17 protein-coding genes and 1 pseudogene are annotated in these 18,872 nt (G+C 68.7%); 8 read left to right on the forward strand and 10 right to left on the reverse strand.

Annotation, left to right across the window (positions count from 1 at the left end; genetic code table 11):
* From CFP66_RS45085 to CFP66_RS45105, 5 genes are all read right to left on the reverse strand, one after another.
* Positions 1–1,199: SCO6880 family protein (locus CFP66_RS45085; RefSeq protein WP_094931561.1), on the reverse strand; the 1,199-nt coding region annotated here is incomplete at its 3' end.
* Positions 1,196–2,302 (reverse strand): hypothetical protein, encoded by a 1,107-nt coding sequence (locus CFP66_RS48350; RefSeq protein ID WP_094931563.1) that lies wholly within the window; start codon positions 2,300–2,302, stop codon positions 1,196–1,198. The genes CFP66_RS48350 and CFP66_RS45085, both read right to left, overlap by 4 nt.
* The gene (locus tag CFP66_RS45095) at positions 2,299–2,940 is read right to left on the reverse strand and encodes a hypothetical protein (RefSeq protein WP_094931565.1); all 642 of its coding nucleotides are present in this window, start codon (positions 2,938–2,940) and stop codon (positions 2,299–2,301) included. Before CFP66_RS45095 ends, CFP66_RS48350 begins: the two co-directional genes overlap by 4 nt.
* Positions 2,937–3,206 carry a hypothetical protein gene (locus tag CFP66_RS45100; protein WP_094931567.1) on the reverse strand — a complete coding sequence of 90 codons (270 nt, stop codon included), beginning with the start codon at positions 3,204–3,206 and terminating at the stop codon, positions 2,937–2,939. The genes CFP66_RS45095 and CFP66_RS45100 overlap by 4 nt, the downstream gene beginning before the upstream one ends.
* A complete protein-coding gene (locus tag CFP66_RS45105) occupies positions 3,203–3,754 on the reverse strand; it encodes a hypothetical protein (protein ID WP_143517620.1) in 552 nt (183 codons plus the stop codon). Before CFP66_RS45105 ends, CFP66_RS45100 begins: the two co-directional genes overlap by 4 nt.
* Positions 3,755–4,667: 913 nt before the next feature.
* Between CFP66_RS45105 and CFP66_RS45110 the strand changes: the two genes are divergently transcribed.
* Positions 4,668–5,972: a trypsin-like peptidase domain-containing protein gene (locus CFP66_RS45110; protein WP_094931569.1), complete on the forward strand. Its 1,305-nt coding sequence runs from the start codon at positions 4,668–4,670 to the stop codon at positions 5,970–5,972.
* Between the two features lie 287 nt (positions 5,973–6,259).
* On the forward strand, positions 6,260–6,448 hold the full coding sequence (locus CFP66_RS45115) for a hypothetical protein (protein WP_094931571.1): 189 nt from the start codon (positions 6,260–6,262) through the stop codon (positions 6,446–6,448).
* Between the two features lie 688 nt (positions 6,449–7,136).
* Here CFP66_RS45115 and CFP66_RS45120 read toward each other — a convergent pair.
* From CFP66_RS45120 to CFP66_RS45130, 3 genes are all read right to left on the reverse strand, one after another.
* Positions 7,137–8,774, reverse strand: a complete 1,638-nt coding sequence (locus tag CFP66_RS45120; RefSeq protein ID WP_143517621.1) for an NACHT domain-containing NTPase — start codon at positions 8,772–8,774, stop codon at positions 7,137–7,139.
* 112 nt (positions 8,775–8,886) lie between these two features.
* Positions 8,887–10,254 carry an IS4 family transposase gene (locus CFP66_RS45125; protein WP_255413945.1) on the reverse strand — a complete coding sequence of 456 codons (1,368 nt, stop codon included), beginning with the start codon at positions 10,252–10,254 and terminating at the stop codon, positions 8,887–8,889.
* A gap of 152 nt (positions 10,255–10,406) precedes the next feature.
* Positions 10,407–11,531: a hypothetical protein gene (locus CFP66_RS45130; RefSeq protein WP_094931576.1), complete on the reverse strand. Its 1,125-nt coding sequence runs from the start codon at positions 11,529–11,531 to the stop codon at positions 10,407–10,409.
* Positions 11,532–12,104: 573 nt separating this feature from the next.
* On the opposite strand from CFP66_RS45130, the gene CFP66_RS45135 reads away from it, so the two are divergent.
* From CFP66_RS45135 to CFP66_RS50110, 3 genes and pseudogenes are all read left to right on the forward strand, one after another.
* Complete coding sequence (locus CFP66_RS45135) at positions 12,105–12,353, forward strand: DNA/RNA non-specific endonuclease (RefSeq protein ID WP_094931577.1); 249 nt, start codon at positions 12,105–12,107, stop codon at positions 12,351–12,353.
* The gene (locus tag CFP66_RS45140; RefSeq protein ID WP_158228466.1) at positions 12,310–12,603 is read left to right on the forward strand and encodes a hypothetical protein; all 294 of its coding nucleotides are present in this window, start codon (positions 12,310–12,312) and stop codon (positions 12,601–12,603) included. Before CFP66_RS45135 ends, CFP66_RS45140 begins: the two co-directional genes overlap by 44 nt.
* Positions 12,604–12,939: 336 nt before the next feature.
* Positions 12,940–13,104 (forward strand): annotated as a pseudogene (locus CFP66_RS50110) (YegP family protein).
* A 373-nt stretch (positions 13,105–13,477) separates the two neighbouring features.
* On the opposite strand, the gene CFP66_RS45150 reads toward CFP66_RS50110, so the two are convergent.
* Both CFP66_RS45150 and CFP66_RS45155 read right to left on the reverse strand, forming a co-directional pair.
* Positions 13,478–13,966, reverse strand: a complete 489-nt coding sequence (locus CFP66_RS45150; RefSeq protein WP_094931581.1) for a tyrosine-type recombinase/integrase — start codon at positions 13,964–13,966, stop codon at positions 13,478–13,480.
* Positions 13,967–14,524: 558 nt separating this feature from the next.
* Positions 14,525–15,370 carry an IclR family transcriptional regulator gene (locus CFP66_RS45155; protein ID WP_094931583.1) on the reverse strand — a complete coding sequence of 282 codons (846 nt, stop codon included), beginning with the start codon at positions 15,368–15,370 and terminating at the stop codon, positions 14,525–14,527.
* 195 nt (positions 15,371–15,565) lie between these two features.
* On the opposite strand from CFP66_RS45155, the gene CFP66_RS45160 reads away from it, so the two are divergent.
* The 3 genes from CFP66_RS45160 to CFP66_RS45170 are packed head-to-tail and all read left to right on the forward strand — an operon-like array spanning position 15,566 to position 18,862.
* The gene (locus CFP66_RS45160) at positions 15,566–16,483 is read left to right on the forward strand and encodes a dihydrodipicolinate synthase family protein (protein ID WP_094931584.1); all 918 of its coding nucleotides are present in this window, start codon (positions 15,566–15,568) and stop codon (positions 16,481–16,483) included.
* On the forward strand, positions 16,483–17,502 hold the full coding sequence (locus tag CFP66_RS45165; RefSeq protein WP_094931587.1) for a zinc-binding dehydrogenase: 1,020 nt from the start codon (positions 16,483–16,485) through the stop codon (positions 17,500–17,502). Before CFP66_RS45160 ends, CFP66_RS45165 begins: the two co-directional genes overlap by 1 nt.
* Before the next feature lie 49 nt (positions 17,503–17,551).
* Positions 17,552–18,862, forward strand: a complete 1,311-nt coding sequence (locus CFP66_RS45170; protein WP_233160269.1) for an MFS transporter — start codon at positions 17,552–17,554, stop codon at positions 18,860–18,862.
* Positions 18,863–18,872 lie beyond the last annotated feature (10 nt).

An 18,872-nucleotide genomic window follows, 5' to 3' on the forward strand; every position in this document is an offset into this window, starting at 1 on the left:
CGGGTCGCCCAGGCCCGGCGGATCTGGCCGCCGGTGACTTCGGCCTCGACCTTCGCGGCTGCCTGATCGGCGGGGTAGGGCTGGTAGAGCCAGGTGACGCGGCGTGGGAACACACCTGGCGCGAGCAGGGGCGCGAGCACGGTCGGGCCGACGGCCTGGCGTGGGGCCTCACGCAGAGCCCAGCTGACCGAGACGGCGCCGTCGTGGCGGTAGTGGTCCCAGCGCTCGAGCGCGGCGACCGGGCCGGCGTCGGCCCAGTGCAGCAGCTGTGCCGCGTCGCTTCCGGTGGCGATGTCGCGGTGCGCCGCGGGGTCGAACGCGGCGCGGATGCGTCCGGTGAGCCAGCCGACTTCGGCGCGCCCGAGCACTGCCACGCCGCAGGTGCCGATCGTGGCCTCGAGTCCGGGCAACCAACGGCCCGCTTCGACGACGGCCGCGAACAGATCGGGAGGCTTCGGGGTGGCCTGGTTCGGGTCGAGGCACACCGACAGGCGGACGTCGACCGCGGCGCAACTTGCTGGCGTCGCCGCGACCAGCTCACCGAGCACTCGCTTGGCCAGCGCCGGAGCCGCCGGGTCGAGCTCCCGGGCGACGTGCTCGGGAACGGTCGTGCCGCCGGCGGGCATCGTGTCGACGGTGACCGCGATGTGGCGCACCAGCGGCTGGTAGCCCAGGTCGGCGAGGAACGCCCCCCACGATGCGACCCACGCGTCGGTCTGGTCGCGGTCGGCCAGGTCGAGGCCGACGGGGGAGCAGCGCAGGACCGCGCAAAGCGTCCCCGTGCGCCGGTTCCACAGCAGCGCATGCCGCCCGCCGCGGCCGTCGTCGACGTCGAGGGGGAGGAGCGGGGCGAGCACCCCCGGCAGGTCGGCAGCGCGTGGGTGCTCGGTGAGCACCCCGGCTGAGAGCTCGGTCCAGCCAGCGACCCGGGCCCGGGTGAACCTGCCCCGGCGCACGAGCACGTCGGCGAGGCTGACCCCGCCGACGCGCACGACGATGCCCGCCACGACGGCGGCGGCCGCTCCGGTGAGCGGCAGGACAAGGCGCGGCGCGACCGACATCGCCAGCAGCGGTAGGAGGATCGCGAGGAACGCTGTGATGGTCGCGGCGCTGCTCAGTCCCGCGACGCCCCAGCCACGTTCGGGGCGCCAGTTGCCGTAGAGCCGGGGTTCCGCCGCCCGGTTCTCCGCGGTGGTCATGACGGCCCGCCGTTCTGCGGTGGGGCGCCGGTCATGCGTTCGGCCGCGCCACGGGCCATGGCCCCGCCGGCCGCGACCGCCATGCCGGCCGCGCCGGCCCGTCCGGCGACCGCCGCTGCCCCTGCGGGCTGCGGTGACGCGCTGGTGGGGGCGGAACCGGGTCCGGTGGCCTCCATTGCGGCGGCGCGGCGGACCGCGGGGGACTGGCCGTAGCTGCGGGCCATGGTCGCTGCGCCGACGGCTCCGAGGAATCCGGAGCCGCCGCCTGAGGCACCGCCGATCTGGGTGCCGGTCCAGGAGAAGAACTTGAGCATGACCGGCATCGCGATGACGGCCAGCACGAGGACCATCAGTCCGGTGATCAAGGTGCTGATGTCGCCCGGGGCGTTCGAGCTCGTCGTCGACAGGTAGGAGAAGCCGATGTAGTAGATGAATGCGGCGGCCGGCTTGTAGGCGACGATGGCGATCAGCCACACGATCAATCGGTCGAGCCATCCGCGTGTGGAGCGGGTCAGGGACCCGGATGCGGCGAGCGGCAGCATCGCGGCCAGTACCAGTAGCCCGGCTTGGCGGATCGCCATCAGTACCCACTGGACCAGGGACAGCACGGCGGCGACGACCGCGACGAGCAGGATGACGAACGTGCTCGCGGTGCTGGTGGTCAGTGCGTCGCGCATCAGGAGCGCGAAGTTGTTCGCCGCCCCGTTCAGCAGCTCCTGGGCCAAGGCATCTCCGGCGCGTAGGGCTGCCTGCAGGACGGTGAGGCCGAGCGCGGACACGACGGCGAAGCGGAACAGCCCGGTCGCCACCATGATCAGCGGCTCGCCCTTGCGGCTCAGGATCATCCGGATCGCCTGCACGAGGACCGATCCGACGAGGATCGTCGCGACCAGCGGCGCGGTCACGTCCTGTGCGGCGAGCACGGCCGAGTCCGCGGGGTTGACGCTGTCGGTCTCCGCCCACCAGGTCGAGGCCGTCACGACGAGGTCGGCGGCGCCGCGGGCGACCTCGGTGACGAGCGCCTGGAACGTCGAGGAGATCGCCTGCCCGGCCTGGCAGCCCAGGTCGAACGTCCCGCATTCCTGCGGCGGCTGGGCGATCACGACGTCCGCCCGAGCAATGTGTAGCCGTCGCTGTCGGGGTGGATCGAGGGTGCCGGCAGGGGCACCCGCAGGCGCCAGTCGCCGTCGATCCAGCTCAGCGTCGCGTCGATACGGGAGAGCCCTCCCAGGTCCCGGGCCTGGGGAGTCTCGGCCAGCAATGACACGACGACGGTGTCACCTTGCGGGTCGCCGGCGAGAACCCGGTAGTGCAGCGCCTGCGGCTGCAGCGCCGCCCGGGAGGGCGAGTCCGACATCGGCAGCGCCGAGTGCAGCCGGGCCAGCGTGGTCGGGATGTCGCCGAAGCACTGCTCGGTGACGGTGGCTTCAGCGACGGCGCCGGCAGCGGGGGAGACCCGCGCGGTGAGGTTGCTGGCGGCGATGGCCGCCCCGAGCTCGTCGTGGGCGAATCCGGCGCTGCGACCGTCGTGACGGTCGCGTGGTCCATGGGAGTCCGAGACGGCAGCGATCCCACCGGGAACCGCCTCGACCACCACAACCGGTTCCGGGGGTACGCGCGGCGCCGGCTGGTCCGCGGTGAGGAACCCGATCGTGCCGATGACCACCAGCCCGACGGTCAGCCCGGCGCCGATCGCGAGGCTGCGTCGCCATGCCGCCCAGCCGGTCAGAGGCGCGCTCACAGCTGGAACGCCCCGACGATGAGCGCCGCGACCGACGCCAGTCCGAGCCCGCCGAGGACCCACGCCGACCCGACGAGGCCCTCGTAGGCGGTGGCCGAGCGGTTGCGGCGGCCGATGATCAGCATGAGGGCGCAGATCAGGATGCCGATCAGCCCGGCGAAGATCACGCCCCACTTCAGCCAACCGAGCAGCTGCGAGGCGAGTTCGTCCAGGCCCGGTGGGGCCGACGGCGGCGGGTCAGGTGGTGTGGCCAGCGGAGCGATCATCGTGCGGTCCTCCCGATCGTGGGTACGGGGCGTGCCAGCGGCGCAGCCGTGCGCCGGGTCGAGGCGGGTAGTGGGGCGCTGACCGCGGCCCGCAGCTCGCGGGCGGCGGTGGCGTAGCGGCGCAGCTGTCGGGGGAGCTCGATGAGCGGCCGGGTGAGCAGGTCGCGGACGTCGTCGAGTGGGACCGCGAGTTCCCGCCATCGGCGGACGAAGGGCAGCACCACCACGGCCGAGGTGTGCGGCTCGAGCAACCGCAGCCGCGCTGTGACCGGGCGGCTGGGGCCGGATGCGTCGGCGGCGGTGACGGCGACGACGGGTCGATGGCCAGCGGCGGCGAGGACATGGGTGGCGCGGGAGGCGCGCACGAGTGAGTCGCCGGTCGCGCGGCAGACCAGGACGTCGACCGGCCGGCCGGTGAAAACACCCCGGTCGACGCCGACGATCGCGCGCGCCACCGTGGTGGCGCCGACACCGCCCGCCACACCCGCGACGGTGACCCCTGCCGGACCTCGCCGCGCAACTGCGTCTCGCCTGTCGGTACTGACCATGTCCGCTCCTCGTGCCTGGAACTGCTGGCAGGACGATGGCGAGCGGGCGTGGTCGCGGGATGGTGCGCATGTGGTCGGTGCCCGGTGAGCGGTGACAACGTCGTGACCACGGTCGTGACCACGCGTCGTCGTTCCTGCTCGCCGTTGCAGCGGCGCCGGCGACCGACGAGCCGACTCCGGCGGCGCGACTCAGCTGCCTCGCCGCCTTCGGGCGGCACCGAGATCTACGCCTTGTGCGCGAGAGACGGCGTCGGCGCGCCGACCACGGCGCGCGCCACGGGACGACCACCCCGGAGGAGCACGGTCAGCGACGGTCGAACGAGGAGGCATTCGTGACGATCCGTCGTGTCGTGGTCCCCGGCTCTACCGGTCGTGAGGAGCGTCGCTGGCAGTCCGTCGAGAACCTGTGCTGTCCGGTCTGTCGGCGCTCGGTGCGGGCCCAGCCCCCGGGCTACTGGCGTGTCGCCGACGGTCCGGTCCCCAGGTGGTCGCATCGCGATGGCCGCGCGTTGTGCCGCATTCGCACCGACGACGGCACCCGCTTCGTTGACCCCGTCCCTCGATCGGCCGCGGCTCGCTCTCACCGAACTGATCGAGGTGAGAGCGCTGCTGGCCCGCAGCTCGCCTGACGAACCCTGAGCCTGCCGTGGACGCTGGCAGCGGGTTCGAATCGAGCACCCCGACGGCCCCAGCACGCGCAGCCAGAGGCGGTCGTCCAATTCTCCGAATCGGCCACGAGGCGGCTGATCGCTATGTCGGCCGCCGACATGCCCAGCTGGCATTCCTGGTTCGACCAGCGCCACGGCGCGGCGAGCAACGCCACCGACACGCGACCTGCACATCACCCAGGTTGATCGCCGGCAGAACGGCACTCCTGAGCAAAGCCGTACTCAACGAGTAGGAGGAGACCAGCATGCGAATTATTCCGGCAAGGTCGCTGTCCAGGCGATGGCTGCGCATCACGGTTCTGGCACTGATCACTGTCTCTCTCGGATTGAGCGTCTCCGGCGGGGCGGCCGCAGCGGGGCCGCCGCCGCCCGGGGCCCCGATACCCGACGCCGGGCAGCCCGCGTCCGACGAAGCGAACCGCTCGGAACAGGAACCGTCGTTCACCGCGTCGGCACCTGGCCCGGCGGGGATGCAACCGCAGCCAGCTCCGCTGAACACCTTCATCGACCCGGCGCGGCTGGAGTCGCTCCAGCAGTCGATCGTCGGGCTCGTCACGATCTGGGAAGAACCGGTCGACCCGTTCGCGATGCCCGCCGTCACAGAGCCTCGGGACCCGGCGGCACCACCCGAGCTTCCGGTCATGTCGATCTGCACCGGCTGGTTCGACACGCCGACCACGATCGTCACCGCAGGGCACTGCGTCGATCCGAAGGAAGGCCAGCTGGCCATGCACATGCAGGACGGCCCGGTCGACCCGGAGACCGGGTGGCCGCTCCCGCTGGATCCCGGGCTTCCCGAACCGCAGCGCACAGTGTGGGCGTTCCAACCGCGGGAGCTTCCCGGAGCGGTCCTCACCTCACCGGTCATCGTTCGAGTGCACAGCTTCCGGTCCGCAGAGGAGGGGGATACCGCTAAGCTCGAGCTGCACGGCCTGCCACCGGCCAAGCCCCTCGCGATCGCACCGAACGCGCCCCGGCTCGGAGAGCCAGTAGCCTCCATCGGATTCCCCGGTCTGAACATCAGCGAGACCGATGGCATCGACATTCCCGGTCTGCTGAGTGGTGGCAAGTCTCCGGCGGACGTCCTGCAGGACTCTCGGCTCCAGCCTGCGAGCACCAGCGGGACGATCACCGCCCGGCAGTACCGGCAGGGCGTGGCTGTGCACCAAGTCAGTGCGGACTTCGACCAGGGCATGTCCGGCGGGCCCACCGTGAACTCTCGCGGTGAGGTGTACGGGATCAACAGTCAGATGACGGTCCCGTTCTTCGGGCAGAACTTCAACGTCATCACCGACACGGGCATGCTCCGCGAGTTCCTCGGACAGGAGGAGCCGCGGCCGGAAGCGGCAAGCGCGTCCGTCGAGCCTACGCGCCAGGTCAACGAGACGGTTGAGGCTGCCGGCAGCTCCGATCGGGGAGTGTTCCCCGGCTGGGAGCTTGTCATCTCGGGGCTTGGTGGGGTCGCACTCGGTGGCGGTCTGGTCGCCTGGCGCCTCAGCGGTTACACGCGGTCGAGCCAAGGTGCCGAGACGGTACAGTCCAGTTCTTGATTTTTTTCGGCCGTCGCTGGCGTCGATCGGTGGCTCACGGACGCATGAATATGGACGAGCACGACATCTCTGGAGCTGTACGGCGTCCTCAGAATCCGCGGACGGCGCTCACCTTCGATCGGGCTGGTGTCCAAAGACTGGGGGCCAGGGCCGCGTCCGCGCGGCGCACGCCGCAATCGACGCGATTGCGGCCCGTCTTGCGGATCACCCCTGCGCCCGCAGGGCGCCGGGTTCGTGTCGTAGGCGACCAGTGTGCTGGCAGCGACGACCGCGGGGCGTCGTGCGGTATGCAGGATCTGCAGGCCGGCCAGTTCGAGTCCGGTCTTGGGCTGCGCCCGCTGGTTGCTGGCGGGTGCGTCGCCGGTGGCGCGCTCGGAGTCGATCGCATCGGACTCCGCGCGGCCCGGCGCGCGGGGGCCGACCGGGCGACCGAGCTCGACAACCCGATCACCGAGCTCGTCGAGGTCTCGAGCTAGGCGTAATGACCGGAGACGTTGCCGCTGGTGTCTCGATCTCCCACCCGCGGAATCCACCATGAGCCTCGGCCAGCGCGACCAGTTTGGCGTGGCCGTCCTTGTCGGCGCCTACTGTGGCTGTGGCTGTGGCTGTGGCGGCCCGGCGCCGGTGGCAAGCACAGCGGGGGTGTGGGTGCCGATGGGTGCCGACTCAACGAGGAGCTCAATCAGTCCTGCCAGCATGCACAGCGCGGTTCCCCGACCCTGAGAGGGACGTGGCTCCGGTCCGACCTGGATCGGAGTCGGCAGCAGGATTGTAACAGGATACCTCAGCGGCTACTGGCGGTCATGCTCCTGATCAGGCCAGCTGCGCCGGCCAGGCCGGTGCCGAGAGCAGCAGGCGGACAGTCAAGTCGCACGAAGACATCACGCCATTTGAGTCAATAGCCACGACCGCTGCTGTCAGCGGCAGCGCATTTATGAATCGAGGGCATAAGGGTGACGATTCGTCGGTAAGGTCCGAACGTCGCCACGGGCCCGAAAAATGCCGTCGGCGGGGTGGGTGCCCAGCAAGTCTTTGTGCGAGCACGGTTGAAGATTGACTACCAACGAAACGACGAATGGCAGTCCTGGCATAGACGGCGGTAGCACGCCGGGAGCTGCTGGTGCCCGCATCCGCCGCCCGAGCGCTCCTTTGGGCACATGACGGTCAAATATGAGAGCTTCGGAGGCGATCTCCGATCGGCTGTCTCAGTACGACGGGAAGCGCATGTTCGCGCAGCGCCTTCAGCAGCCTGGGTTCGTGCCGCATTACGTTCGACAGCGCGTCGTCCAACGTGGGGGCGATCCCGCTGAGCAGTGCGTCGGTGATGGGGTCGACGTCGCGGGCCGCGGGCTGGTCAATGCGAGCGAGTCGGCGGAGGGCGGTCGCGGCGACCTCTAGGGCGACTCGCTTTGCGTCCGTGACCTGAGACGTCGTAATCTCGAGGTCAAAGTCCTCCCAGCCGTCGGTCGGAGCAGGGCGAGTATCTCCCGCGGGCCTGGGTAGGGCCAAGGCTAGGCCGCGCATACGTGCCGAAATGCCCAGCTCGGTGACTAAATCGGGGACGAGTTTCTGGAAATGTTGAGCCGTTAGACACGAGTTGCCAACCCCCCCGAGGGCATCGCGCAGGCCGTCCACGACGGCCTCGTATTGCTCTTCGCCCGCAGCCGCATACCGCGTCAGAATCCGGGCGTAGAAGCCGAAGTCGTCAGAAACGGGCTCGTTCAGAAGCCGGAGACCGTGTGCGGCGATGCGGTTACGCCACCTCGGCAACGAGCGAGCCATGCCGTCGTCGATGAGTTCCAGCGCGAGCCTCGGTCCGATCGGCAGTGTGGCGCCGAGGCGATGGCCCGTGTCGACATCGGCCGACTCGAGGACCCCGACCACGACCTCATGCTGGTGATCTTGGGGCTCGGCGAAAAGCTGGCCCGCCGCGAAGATCCAACTGTTTCGCCAGTGTGGGCTGGCGCCCGCCGTGCGCAGTCGCTGCGCGACCCGGGGGCTCGGACCGGAAGTCAGCTGTCTGGCGGCCATCAGCTCCTGCAGCGAGCGCACGTCGAAGCCGTAGCCATCGGACGTTCTGCGTGGGGTGAGCAGTACGAGCCGTTGGGTAACAGCAGTAAAGATCTTCTCTCGAAGTCCGGAGTCTCGTCCCGATGGTTGGAAACCCGCTTCGTGTAGGACCTGCCAGATGATGTTCTGGAGCTCGGTAGCGGTGAGTGTGGCATGGGAACGGTCGCCAGACTCGCTCCGTACCTGCAGCTCGAAGCCGATGCGTTCGTGCAGGCGCAGGATCTGTTGGCTATAGTCCTGCAGCAGACGCCGAAGGCTGGCCTTCTTGTCCCGTTCCCTGCGAAACACCGTGTCGTAGTAGCCCCAGAAGAGGCTGTAGCGATCTGGCGCCAATGTTCCGGTCCCGTCGAGGATGATCGTCAGGATGAGCACCTGCAACGGGGTGCGCAGAAGATTGCGGAGCGACTCATCCCCTGCGGCCTCGCGCAATCGCTCCGAGATGCGTTCGGTGCGATCATGATCGCCCCGAAGGCGCACCTTTGTAACCTGTTCGCCGTAGCGCACCGCCTCATCAACGGTGAGGTCGTTTAGGTCGATGCATTCGAATTGCGTGGGGGCGATGTTCTCGGTGTAACCGATCGGCCTGGTGGTTAGCACGGCCAGGAGATCGCAGTCGTCGGCCTCGGCCTCGTTGACCAGCTCGGTGACCTGCCGGATCAGTCGCTTTCGAGTCTCTGGCTCGGTGACCTCGTCCAGACCGTCGAGCACCAGCAACCACGGCCAGCTGGTCATCCAGCCCTGCAGAGCGGTCGGCCGCACCACGCCGTCGTTCGAGCGCTGCGAGACCTTCCGCGCGACCCAACGCAGCAGGGTAGATTCTTCGCCTAGCCCCAAAGCCGTTCAGTTAGGCCGGTGGCTGCGCTGTCAAGGTCGCTTCGATCTCGATGGTGATCAGCGCGGGGCGGCTGGGACCGCGGTGGCGGCCTTTGGCGGTGCTGGCGACGTACTTGGAGATCGCGCGTTTGACCACGCGCGGGTTGGTTCGGACTCGGCGGGCGGGTAGGAGCTGGTCCAGGACGTGGCGGCCGATCGTGCCGACGAGATCGAGCACGGTGTCGGCGATGACACCGGCGGCGGCGATGAGCTGGTCACGGGCGGCGTGGCGGGCGACGGTGAAACTGCCGCGGTCGGGGTCGAGGTCGGCGCGGTGCAGGGTGGTGTCGCTGATCGCGATCCGCAGGACCTGGTAGGTGATCAGCAGGGCGTAGATCTCCTGGGCGACCCCGGACGGGGTGCGTGAGCGTAGGACCCGTCCGCCCATGCTGGTGGACTTGAGCTCGGCGAAGCAGGTCTCGATCTCCCAGCGTTCGTGGTAGAGCCCGACGATGTCCACCGCGGGTACGGCGGGGTCGAGCACGGTGGTGACCAGCCGGTAGGTCTCGGTCCGGGCGCTGTCGCTGGTGGTGATCGTGACTGCGGCGGTGAGCACCCGGACCTCGACCCGCCCGATCCGGGACACGAACGACCCGTCGGCCAGCGTGCGGCAGATCGGGAGCCGGCGGTCGTTCTTGACCCGGATCAGCACGTCCGCGCCGGTCGCGGCCAGCGCGGTGATCCAGTCCGCGGCGGCGAAGTTGCGGTCGGCCAGCACGATCATCCCGGCCCGGGCCGACCCCAACAGTCGATGGGCGTAGCCGAGTTCACCGACCCGGTCGGTGCCGAACACCGCGTCGATGATCGTGCGGGTGCCACAGGCCACCAGGGCCAGCACCCGGACCATCGGATAGCCGGTGGTGGTGCCGCGGCTGCTGCCGCCCTTGCTGAACTCGGCCAGGTTCGCGGCGGTGTCCGGGCAGCACAGGATGGTGCCGTCCACCGCGGTGACCAGCCGGCCCCGCCAGAACACCCCGGCGCGTCCCGCGCGGGCGGCGCCGATCTGCACGCACCCGGTCTCTGCGCCGCGCAGCAGGTCGAGCAGGGCCCGCAGCGGCGCCACCCCCACCCGGGTCCGGGCGGCGGCCAACGCGCTCGCGCTCGGGGTGACCGGCGCCAGCCCGTCCAGGCCCGTGCACAGCCGCGTCCAGACCTGCGACCAGCCGATCTCGGTGAACAACCCGGCCGCGAGCAGGAGGTAGACCACCACCCGCGAGGGCAACAGGCGTAGCCGCTGCTGCACCGCTGCGGTGTCGGCGAGCGCGGCGTCGACCATCTCGAAGGGCACGATCTGGGTCAACTCGCCGAGATGACCAGGAGCGAAACGCCCGCCGGCCACGGTGACGACCCGGGTGATGACAGAATTCGCGCTCAGCGGAGCTCCTGGTGGTGTCGAGGCTGTCTTGGAGGACGACCTCTCCTACCGGAGCTCCGCTCCCATCTCCGGCAACGACACGCCGCAACAAGATCCTTGACCAGCAGCCGCGACCGCTAACTGAACGGCTTTGCGCCTAGCCCACCCTCCTCGGCGTACTCGGCAAGATCGATGCGCATAGGCCACCGTCTGTTCCTGGGCATGGCACAGCCCATGCGCGATAAGGCCTCGCGGTACCCGGAGATGGTGGTGCGCTGTTCATCGCTCAGCTCGCTGCCACCTTCGAGCATGGCCGCGCGGAACGCCTGGACCAGGAACCGAGCCACAGTGGTCTTTCCGTTGCCCGGGGCGCCGGTGACGATCAGGTGCCGAGGTTTGGGAACGAGTGACAACCTTGGCTTGAGCATGTGCTCGGATCGGTTCAACACGTAGCGCACCACAGTGCTGACCTCGCCGTGCCCATTCATGGAAGGGAGGTCGATCGCTACCTCGTGGATGGGGTACCCGGACCCGTCGCTGCCGCCGGCCTCGTCGAAGTAGACAAATCCGTCGCCCGTCAAGGTCGTACGAGCGTGTGTGCGTAGGGCCGGTTCCAAGTCGCCGATCGAGATCGTGTCCGTCATGTTAGAGAGCGCGGCGAATATATCCGCGGCGGTGAGGAGCGCAGGAAATGCCCTGCGCACATGCGCGTAGACGCTCAGCAAGGCCGTCGCCTGCCGCTCGTCCCAGATTCGAAACTTCTTGATTCGGCGCAGTCGGTTTCGTCGCGCCTCACGGGCGTCGCGGGCCGAGCTGTCAATGTCGCGGCTGTCATCGTCGAGCTCGGCGATGTACTTTCGGATGTTGCCTAACACCCGGTCGTGTCCCCCTGTGCCTGGTGTCGGGGTGAGGGGAACGTTGGTGATCACCAAAAGATAGTCCGGTACCTCGGATCGGTCTGCGGCCAGGCTCCAGTCGTTCAGCTCCCTGCGTAGCTGACTCCAGAGCCAGCTCGCGTTGTCCTCCGACCGCACCGCAAGTGCGGCTTTGTGCTTAACCTGCATAACTGTGTAGCCATCCCAGACCTCGCCTTCGAAGTCCGGGACCGACTGCCACGCCAGTGGTCCCCGGAAGTACAGGTCACGACCGCCGTCTCGGCCTTGGCCCATTACCTGAACCCCGGGCCCGAACGCGGCGATTGCGAGCGCCCCTGCCAGGTCCTGGAAACCGGTCGGGCCGAACTGCTGAAGGTTGTCTGCCACAGGTGGTGTTCCGAACTCGATCCTGGTCGTACGTCTGAGTCGCCCGGGGCGTCAGCGGGCCGCCGCAGAGAGAAGGAGGTCGGCGCCGCTGCCAGCTGCAGGCATGCCAGCATCGGCACCTCGCTATCCTCTCATGTGTGGTCGGGGCTGCTGGGGAAGGGCGCAGGCTGACTCGCCGCCAGCGCGCCGGTGGAGACAGGCCGGTTCCGGGTCCGCGTCAGTGGCCTCCGCCAAGCTGGTGTGCGACCGGCCCGGCGATGGGCAGGGCCTCGTGTAAGGCGGGCCTCGTGTGATCTTTGAGTGTGTCCTGCAGCGTGTCCGGGTGGAAAGCGCGCAGACTCGGCGGCGGCGTCGAGGACTGAGTCTCGTGTGATCTGCCCGCTGTGGCGTGCCCCTTGCAGAAGACTGCTCGTCCCCCGGCGCCGTCGTCGGCCCGAACGATCAGCTGGCTTAATCAGGAGCCTGTCCGGTCCTGTTGGTTGGGATCGTGACTCTTCACAAATGTGCCCCATGGCGCTTCCCACCCCGGGTCGAAATTCCAGATCTCGCGCCGGAAGGAGACGGCTGGTTCCGATGGTCCAACTGGCTGAAGTCGTCGACGCGGTAGTCGGCGGCGACGCCCACCGAAATGTCTATGCACTCGAGTTGGTCGCCCCAAACGGCGACACCCTGTCCACCTGTGTTTACCCGAACGCTGCACCGCAGGCGGCGGACTTGAATCAGGTCAAGCAACTGTGGCTCGGCCTCGAGGGCTACACACTGACCTACGCTGATACCAATGACATCCAGGTTGAGTGTCTTCACCGCTCCGGCCCTGGGTGAGGACGACGCGGTTTATCGGGGAGTGGATTCCGCGGCTGTTTGGACCGTAGCGGCCTGGGCGGTGGCGTCTGTTACGGCGGATGTGGGGCGGTCGCTGGCGGCGACCGCGTACGTGCTGTATCAGACCACGCAGCTCGACGATATCGACTCGCCGGCGCACCATGAGTTGCAGGATGGGGACACGCCCCTGCTTGGTCCGTACCGCACCTATCAGGTGCCCATCGCTGACATCGTCGCCCTCACGGGTTGAATGTCGCCCGCTGATCGCTGCGGACCGGTTCCTGGTACCCGCTCGGCTGGGCGCTCGTGCGCAGGAGCGACGGCTCCGCCTGGACTCGCCAGGCGGTATCAGCTCTGGATGCCGGGTTGGGCCGGTAACGCGCAGCGCTGGCGGATCGCTGGCTGCCAGCCGTGCTGATCCACGCCATGCATGCTGGTCGAACGCTTTCAACCGCGCCCTTGGAAGAGCGTTCTCGGATCCGGTGGGCAGCGCTCGCGATCTTCGCTAACGTGCCGCATGCCGGTCGATCAGTGGGCCTTGGAGCGGGGAGTAGTGGAGGTGCGGGTAGTGGCAGGCAAGTTCGAGGTGTACGAGGACCGGGCGGGTAAGTACCGGTTCCGGTTGAAGGCGAGCAACGGCGAGGTCGTGGCCTCGTGAGAGGCGTACGAGACCAAGGTTGCGGCTCTGAAGGGTTGTGAGTCGGTGCAGCGCGCCGCTGACGGCGCTCAGATTAACGAGACCGACGCCTGACTCATCCGCTCGCCAAGCTGGTGCTCTCGTCGGTCTGCGAGCTCTCGGGCTAGCAGGAGGTGCGGGTTGCCGGTACCGTGGTCGGCCTCCGCCGACGCTTTCAGGGCGGTTCCAGGTGGGTGACAAAGTGAGTGACAACCCGGGCGCACAGTCGCTGTCGTCGGCGGTCGTCCACGGACGTTGAGAACGCGTTGAGCTGCGAGAATGGCGTGGTTGACTGCGGCGGGCCATTGCTTCACACCGAAGAGGTCACTGGTTCGATCCCAGTATCGCCCACAGGCAAACGGCCTGGTCAGAGGCTCCGCGAGGAGCTTCCGGTCAGGCCGTTTCGCATGATCGGCTCCACACCCGGAGCATCTCCGGAGCAGCCCTCTCAGCTCGGAGCGAGAGCCGCGCCGTCGTCCGGGTCCTCGTCGTCCGGATCGCTGAGGGCCCGCAAGATCCGGTCACCGTTGTCGGTCCGACGCGTGTAGAGGTCCAACGTCGTCGACGACCGCTCGTGCCCCATGACGCGCTGCACCATGTTCGGTGGGACGCCGTCGTCGACAAGCCACGTGGCGTAGGAGTGGCGGAGGTCGTGGAACCGGAGACCACCAGCCTGGTTCCGCGCGACGTGATGGACCGCCTGGGGCTCCGTACGGAAGCGCTCGGTGTGCTTGCGGCCGTCGAGGTTCGACCACTGCGCCTCGAACCCACCGTCGACGGTCACCACCGCACCCAGCATCCCCGCGCGTACCAGCGACGGGCGCCAGATCCGGGTGCGGAACAGGGTTCGGCGCAGTGGAGCACCCACCTCGTTCGCGAAGATCGGTTCGCTCGCCTCGGCCGGCCACCGCTTCATGTGCTCGCTCGCGATCGTCACGAGCCACGGCGGCAGCGGGATGGTGCGTCGTCAGGCCGCTGATTTCGGGAAAGGCTTGAACGAAGTGTGCCCGGCGACCTCCGTCACGGTCCAGTGGCGGTCGCTGGGGCTGGACCGGGCCGAGGTCGTTCCGAGAACGGGATGAGCGTGCAGGGGGGTCGAGCCGTTCAACCGGATCGAGTCCGGAGCATGCGGCCGCTGGTGGTGATGAGTGACGAGCGGCTGAACCTGCTGCCTGCCACCCTCACGCCGTCCAGCACCTATGATCGGCACTGGCTGTCCTTCCGATCACGACTACCTCGCTCACTTCGCGCCGAGCCGTCGCCGGCACGGAGTGAAGTTCAGCACCGAGCCCGACGGTCGCGCATTCCACGCATTTCAGGCGTCCGCCGAGATCACTGAGTCGAGTCGGGCCGGTTCTCGTTCCCAGTCTCGCGGACTTCGGCTGATGCGGCCGGCGAACGATCATATCGAGGGAACTGGCAAATGCGTCTGACCGGGGGTTGGGCGGGCTCGGGGTCGCGCCTTCAGTTCCTCAAGCGTCGCGGTAGACCAAGCTCATTCGGCACCTGCGGAAGCACTCTCGGTCGTTTGTCGGACATTACCGCCCAACGCGCGAGTGATCTGCTCCGCCGCGTTCACGACGATCGGTCCTGTCTGCTGCAAGCGCCAGTCGGGCATGTCGGCCTTCAGGCCGGTGACGCTGATTGCGCCCAATGGGACAACGTCGGAGGAGTGGAATGCTGCTGCAATGCACAAGACGGCCTCGTCGTCTTCCTCGTCGTCAACGGCGAAGCCGCGTCGGCGGGTCAGCTGCAGATCATCCAGGAGCGCTTCGACGTCGGTGATGGTGTTGCGGGTACGTCGCGGGAGGCCGGACTCGCTGACGATGTGACGAACTTGGCTCTCCGGAAGACAGGCGAGGATCGCCTTGCCTGCCGCACTGCGGTGCGGCAGTTCTCGAATGCCCAGTTCTGTGTTGAAACGGATCATTCCGGGGGCCTCCACGCGATCCTGGAAGACCGGATGCCCGCCGACGTGTGAGGCGATCCGTGAGGTCCACTTGGTCCGATCGGTCAGGTCGCGGGCGACCGGTCGGGCGACCTCGAGCCAGGGCACGGCCTTCTTGTAGCGGTCGGCGAGGTGCACGACGGCCGATCCGAGTCGGTATCGCGGCGTGCGGCCGACGGAACTCACGTAGTCGAACTCCATGAGAGTGCGGAGCACGGAGAAGGCGGTGCTCTTCGTGGTCTCGATGTATTCGGCCGCCTCCGTGAGCGACAGCCCCTCACCGCCGGCCTCGGCGAGTCCGTCGAGCAGGCGTAGGGCCCGGGACAGGCCTTGGAGGTTGTACTTGCCGCCGGGGCGCGCCTCGTTCGACTTGTCCGAACCGCTGCCAGTCATGCCGAACAGGCTAGCGAGTGCCGCATGTGGCAACGAGCGGTGGCGGGTCTTGACCGGCTCGAGCTGAGCGGACTAGGTTCGGTTGAGAGATACAGCGTTCGGCACAGCCGAACAACCACGAGAGCGACCGGCTCGTGAACCTGCGTCGCCAGGCGCAGGGCCCACGCGGCCGGACCTTTGCCATGAGGAGTTGCGATGTCCGCGTCACCCACGGGTGTCCTGCCCGTGCTCGCCACGCCGTTCGGGAACGACGGTGAGATCGATTTCCCAGCGCTGGCCGGCGAGATCGAGTGGGTCCTCGCCCAGCAGGTCGACGGGGTCGTCGTCGGAATGGTCTCCGAGGTGTTGCGGCTGTCGAGCGAAGAACGGGACCTGCTCACCGAGCGGGTCTGCAGCGCGGTTGCCGGTCGGGCCACCGTGACGGCCAGCGTCGGCGCGGAGAGCCTGCACACCGCGGCCCGGCATGCGCGGCATGCCCAAGCGAGCGGGGCGAACGCCGTCATGGCGATCCCCCCGCTCGCCACCGCGTGTGACGACGCCGAGCTCCACCGGTACTTCGCCGGGATCCTCGACTCGATCGACATCCCGTTGGTGGTCCAGGACGCGAGTGGTTACGTCGGCAGGCCGCTGTCCACGGAGCTGCAGGCGAGGCTGCTGCGCGAGTACGGCGAGGACCGAGCGGTGTTCAAACCGGAGGCCCACCCGATCGGGCCGCGGCTGAGCGCGCTGCGGCACGCCACCGGAGGACGCGCCCGCGTCTACGAGGGGACCGGGGGCCTCGCGCTGGTCGACAGCTTCAGGCGTGGAGTCGTCGGGACGATGCCCGGACCGGACCTGTGCTGGGCCCTGGTAGCGCTGTGGCGGGCACTGGAGTCCGGTGACGACGCGGCGGTCGACGCGATCAACCCGCCGCTCTCGGCGATCGTGTCGGTCCAGAACAGCCTGGACTCGTTCGTCGCCGTCCAGAAGCACCTGCTGCACCGCCAGGGGGTCCTTCCGGAGGTGCGTTCCCGCGGCCCGGTCGGCTTCTCCCTCGACCCGGAGACGCAGCGGGAGGTGGACCGGCGCTTCGATCTCCTGGCCGGCGTCGTCGAGGCGGGGATGACGCACTGATGGGGCCGGCGCTGGTCGTCCGCAAGCCCGGTGAGGTGCTCCTGGAGGACCGCCCACTGGCGGCCGCCGGGCCGGGCGACGTGCTCGTCGAGCCGCACTTCGTCGGGCTGTGCGGCACCGACCTGGAGATCATCCGCGGTGCCCTCGATCCGGCCTACACGCGATACCCGTTGGTACTGGGGCACGAATGGTCCGGCCGGGTCCTGGAGGTGGGCGCGCGGGTGACGGCAGTGGCAACCGGGGACCCCGTCGTGGTCGAGGGCATCTTCCCGTGTTCGGTGTGCGCGGCGTGTCGCAGCGGCCGGACGAACCTGTGCGCGGGCTACGACGAGCTGGGCTTCACCCTCGACGGGGCCGCCGGTCCGGGCGTGACCGCGCCCGCGCACCTGGTGCACCGGCTCGCCGACGACGTCCCGCTGGCGGCGGGCGCGCTCGTCGAGCCGGCAGCTGTCGTGCTGCGCGCGCTGACCGAGATCGACGTGGCACCGGCCTCGCGCGTGCTCGTGATCGGGGACGGCACGGTGGCGCTCCTGGCGGCGCAGTTGATCCGCATGTGGTCTCCCTCCGCCGTCGCGATGGCCGGCAGGCGCCCCGAGCAGGAGGACCTCGGCCGTGCGGTGGGCGTCGACGGGTTCACCGTGGAACTCCCGCGCCCCGAGGCGTACGACGTCGTCGTCGAGGCGGCGGGCGGCACCGCCGCGGCGGAGGCGGCGTTCCGCTCGGCCCGTCCCGGGGGACAGGTCCTGCTGCTCGGCATGGCCGGTCACGGCAGGGCCGCAAGCCTGTTCGTCGACGACGTCGTGAACAAGGACCTGCGGATCCGCGGCAGCTTCAGCTACACCGCGGCCGCGTGGGCGACGACGGTGCGGCTGCTCAACAGCGGCGGCTTCCGGCCGCTGCACCTCGTGACCCATCGCGTCGGCCTGGACCGGTTCGCGGAGGCACTGGAACTACTCGCCACCCCGACCGGCGAGCCGCGGGGGAAGGTCCTCATCGAGATGAACGGCGCATCGAAGTGATCGAGAGCGATGTCGTGCAGCGAAGTGCCGAATGAGGCCAGGAGGAAACATGTCGACGACAGCGCCGTCGGGCCACCGGCACATGCGCAAGGTCATGCCCGCGACGATCACGGGAAACGTGCTCCAGTGGTACGACTTCATCATCTACGGTCAGGCCGCGGCGCTCGTGCTGAACGAGCTGTTCTTCCCGGCCTTCTCGCCCGTCGCCGGAGTGCTGGCGTCGTTCGCCACCTACGCGGTGGGCTTTCTCGCCCGCCCGGTGGGCGGCATCATCTTCGCGAACCTCGGTGACCGCATCGGGCGCAAGCCGATCCTCGTCATCACGCTGGTGCTGATGGGGTCCTCGACATTCCTCATCGGGCTGCTGCCGACCTACGAGACCGTGGGCTGGATCGCACCGGTGCTGCTGGTGCTGCTCCGGCTCGTCCAGGGGTTGGGCGCCGGAGCGGAGTACGCGGGCGCGGTGGTGTTCTCCATCGAGCACGCCCCGAGCAGGCGCGGCTTCTACGGGGGCCTCATCTCGTCCGGGAACTTCCTGGCACTGACCCTGGCGACCGGGGTGTTCGCACTGTTCTCCACCCTCCCCCGAGAGGATCTCACCAGCTGGGGCTGGCGCATCCCGTTCCTCATCAGCGTGGTCATCGTCGTCGCCAGCCTCTACATCCGGATGCGGCTCACCGAGACGCCCGAGTTCGAGCAGCTCCGGCAGGAGAACAAGACCTCCGCATCGCCGATGCGCGGTGTGCTCCGCAACCATCGGCGCGAGCTCGTCCTCGCCATCGGCGCCGGCTTCTTCCTGGAGGGCGGGTCGTACCTCTACCAGGTGTTCATCTTGTCGTACGTGACGACCGAGCTCGGGTTGCCCAGCAGCGTCGCGCTGACCGGCCTGCTCATCGCTGCGGTCATCGGGATCTTCACGATGCCCCTGTTCGGCGCCCTGTCGGACCGGATCGGGCGGCGTGTCGTCTACCTGAGTGGCGCCGCGTTCTCGGCCCTGTTCGCGTTCCCGTTCTTCTGGATGGTGAACACCGCGAACCCGGTGCTCATCACCATCGCGCTGATCCTGGGGCTCTCGATCGGTTCGGCCGCCATGTTCGGGACGCTGCCGGCGTTCTATTCGGAGATGTTCAGCACGCGGTTCCGGCTCAGCGGAGTGGTCGTCGCCCGGGAGATCAGCGGAGCAGTGATCGGCGGGCCGACACCGTTCATCGCGGTCGGCCTGCTCGCGCTTGCCGGAAGCTACTGGCCGGTGGCCCTCTTCTCCCTGATCACGGCGGTGATCCCGTTCATCTGCGTGCTCTTGGCCATCGAGACCAGCACGAAGCAGTTCGCCGCGACACCCACCACGACCACCGGCTGACAGGAGCAGT

This window comes from Pseudonocardia sp. MH-G8, from assembly GCF_002262885.1.
GTDB lineage: Bacteria > Actinomycetota > Actinomycetes > Mycobacteriales > Pseudonocardiaceae > Pseudonocardia.

What these genes read in the sequence shown, in the direction of transcription:
- CFP66_RS45100 (WP_094931567.1), bottom strand. Translation starts at nt 3,206, where the DNA reads ATGATCGCTCCGCTGGCCACACCACCTGACCCGCCGCCGTCGGCCCCA.
- CFP66_RS45105 (WP_143517620.1), bottom strand. Translation starts at nt 3,754, where the DNA reads ATGGTCAGTACCGACAGGCGAGACGCAGTTGCGCGGCGAGGTCCGGCA.
- CFP66_RS45110 (WP_094931569.1), top strand. Translation starts at nt 4,668, where the DNA reads ATGCGAATTATTCCGGCAAGGTCGCTGTCCAGGCGATGGCTGCGCATC.
- CFP66_RS45115 (WP_094931571.1), top strand. Translation starts at nt 6,260, where the DNA reads ATGCAGGATCTGCAGGCCGGCCAGTTCGAGTCCGGTCTTGGGCTGCGC.
- CFP66_RS45120 (WP_143517621.1), bottom strand. Translation starts at nt 8,774, where the DNA reads ATGACCAGCTGGCCGTGGTTGCTGGTGCTCGACGGTCTGGACGAGGTC.
- CFP66_RS45135 (WP_094931577.1), top strand. Translation starts at nt 12,105, where the DNA reads ATGGTCCAACTGGCTGAAGTCGTCGACGCGGTAGTCGGCGGCGACGCC.
- CFP66_RS45140 (WP_158228466.1), top strand. Translation starts at nt 12,310, where the DNA reads ATGACATCCAGGTTGAGTGTCTTCACCGCTCCGGCCCTGGGTGAGGAC.
- CFP66_RS45155 (WP_094931583.1), bottom strand. Translation starts at nt 15,370, where the DNA reads ATGACTGGCAGCGGTTCGGACAAGTCGAACGAGGCGCGCCCCGGCGGC.
- CFP66_RS45160 (WP_094931584.1), top strand. Translation starts at nt 15,566, where the DNA reads ATGTCCGCGTCACCCACGGGTGTCCTGCCCGTGCTCGCCACGCCGTTC.
- CFP66_RS45165 (WP_094931587.1), top strand. Translation starts at nt 16,483, where the DNA reads ATGGGGCCGGCGCTGGTCGTCCGCAAGCCCGGTGAGGTGCTCCTGGAG.
- CFP66_RS45170 (WP_233160269.1), top strand. Translation starts at nt 17,552, where the DNA reads ATGTCGACGACAGCGCCGTCGGGCCACCGGCACATGCGCAAGGTCATG.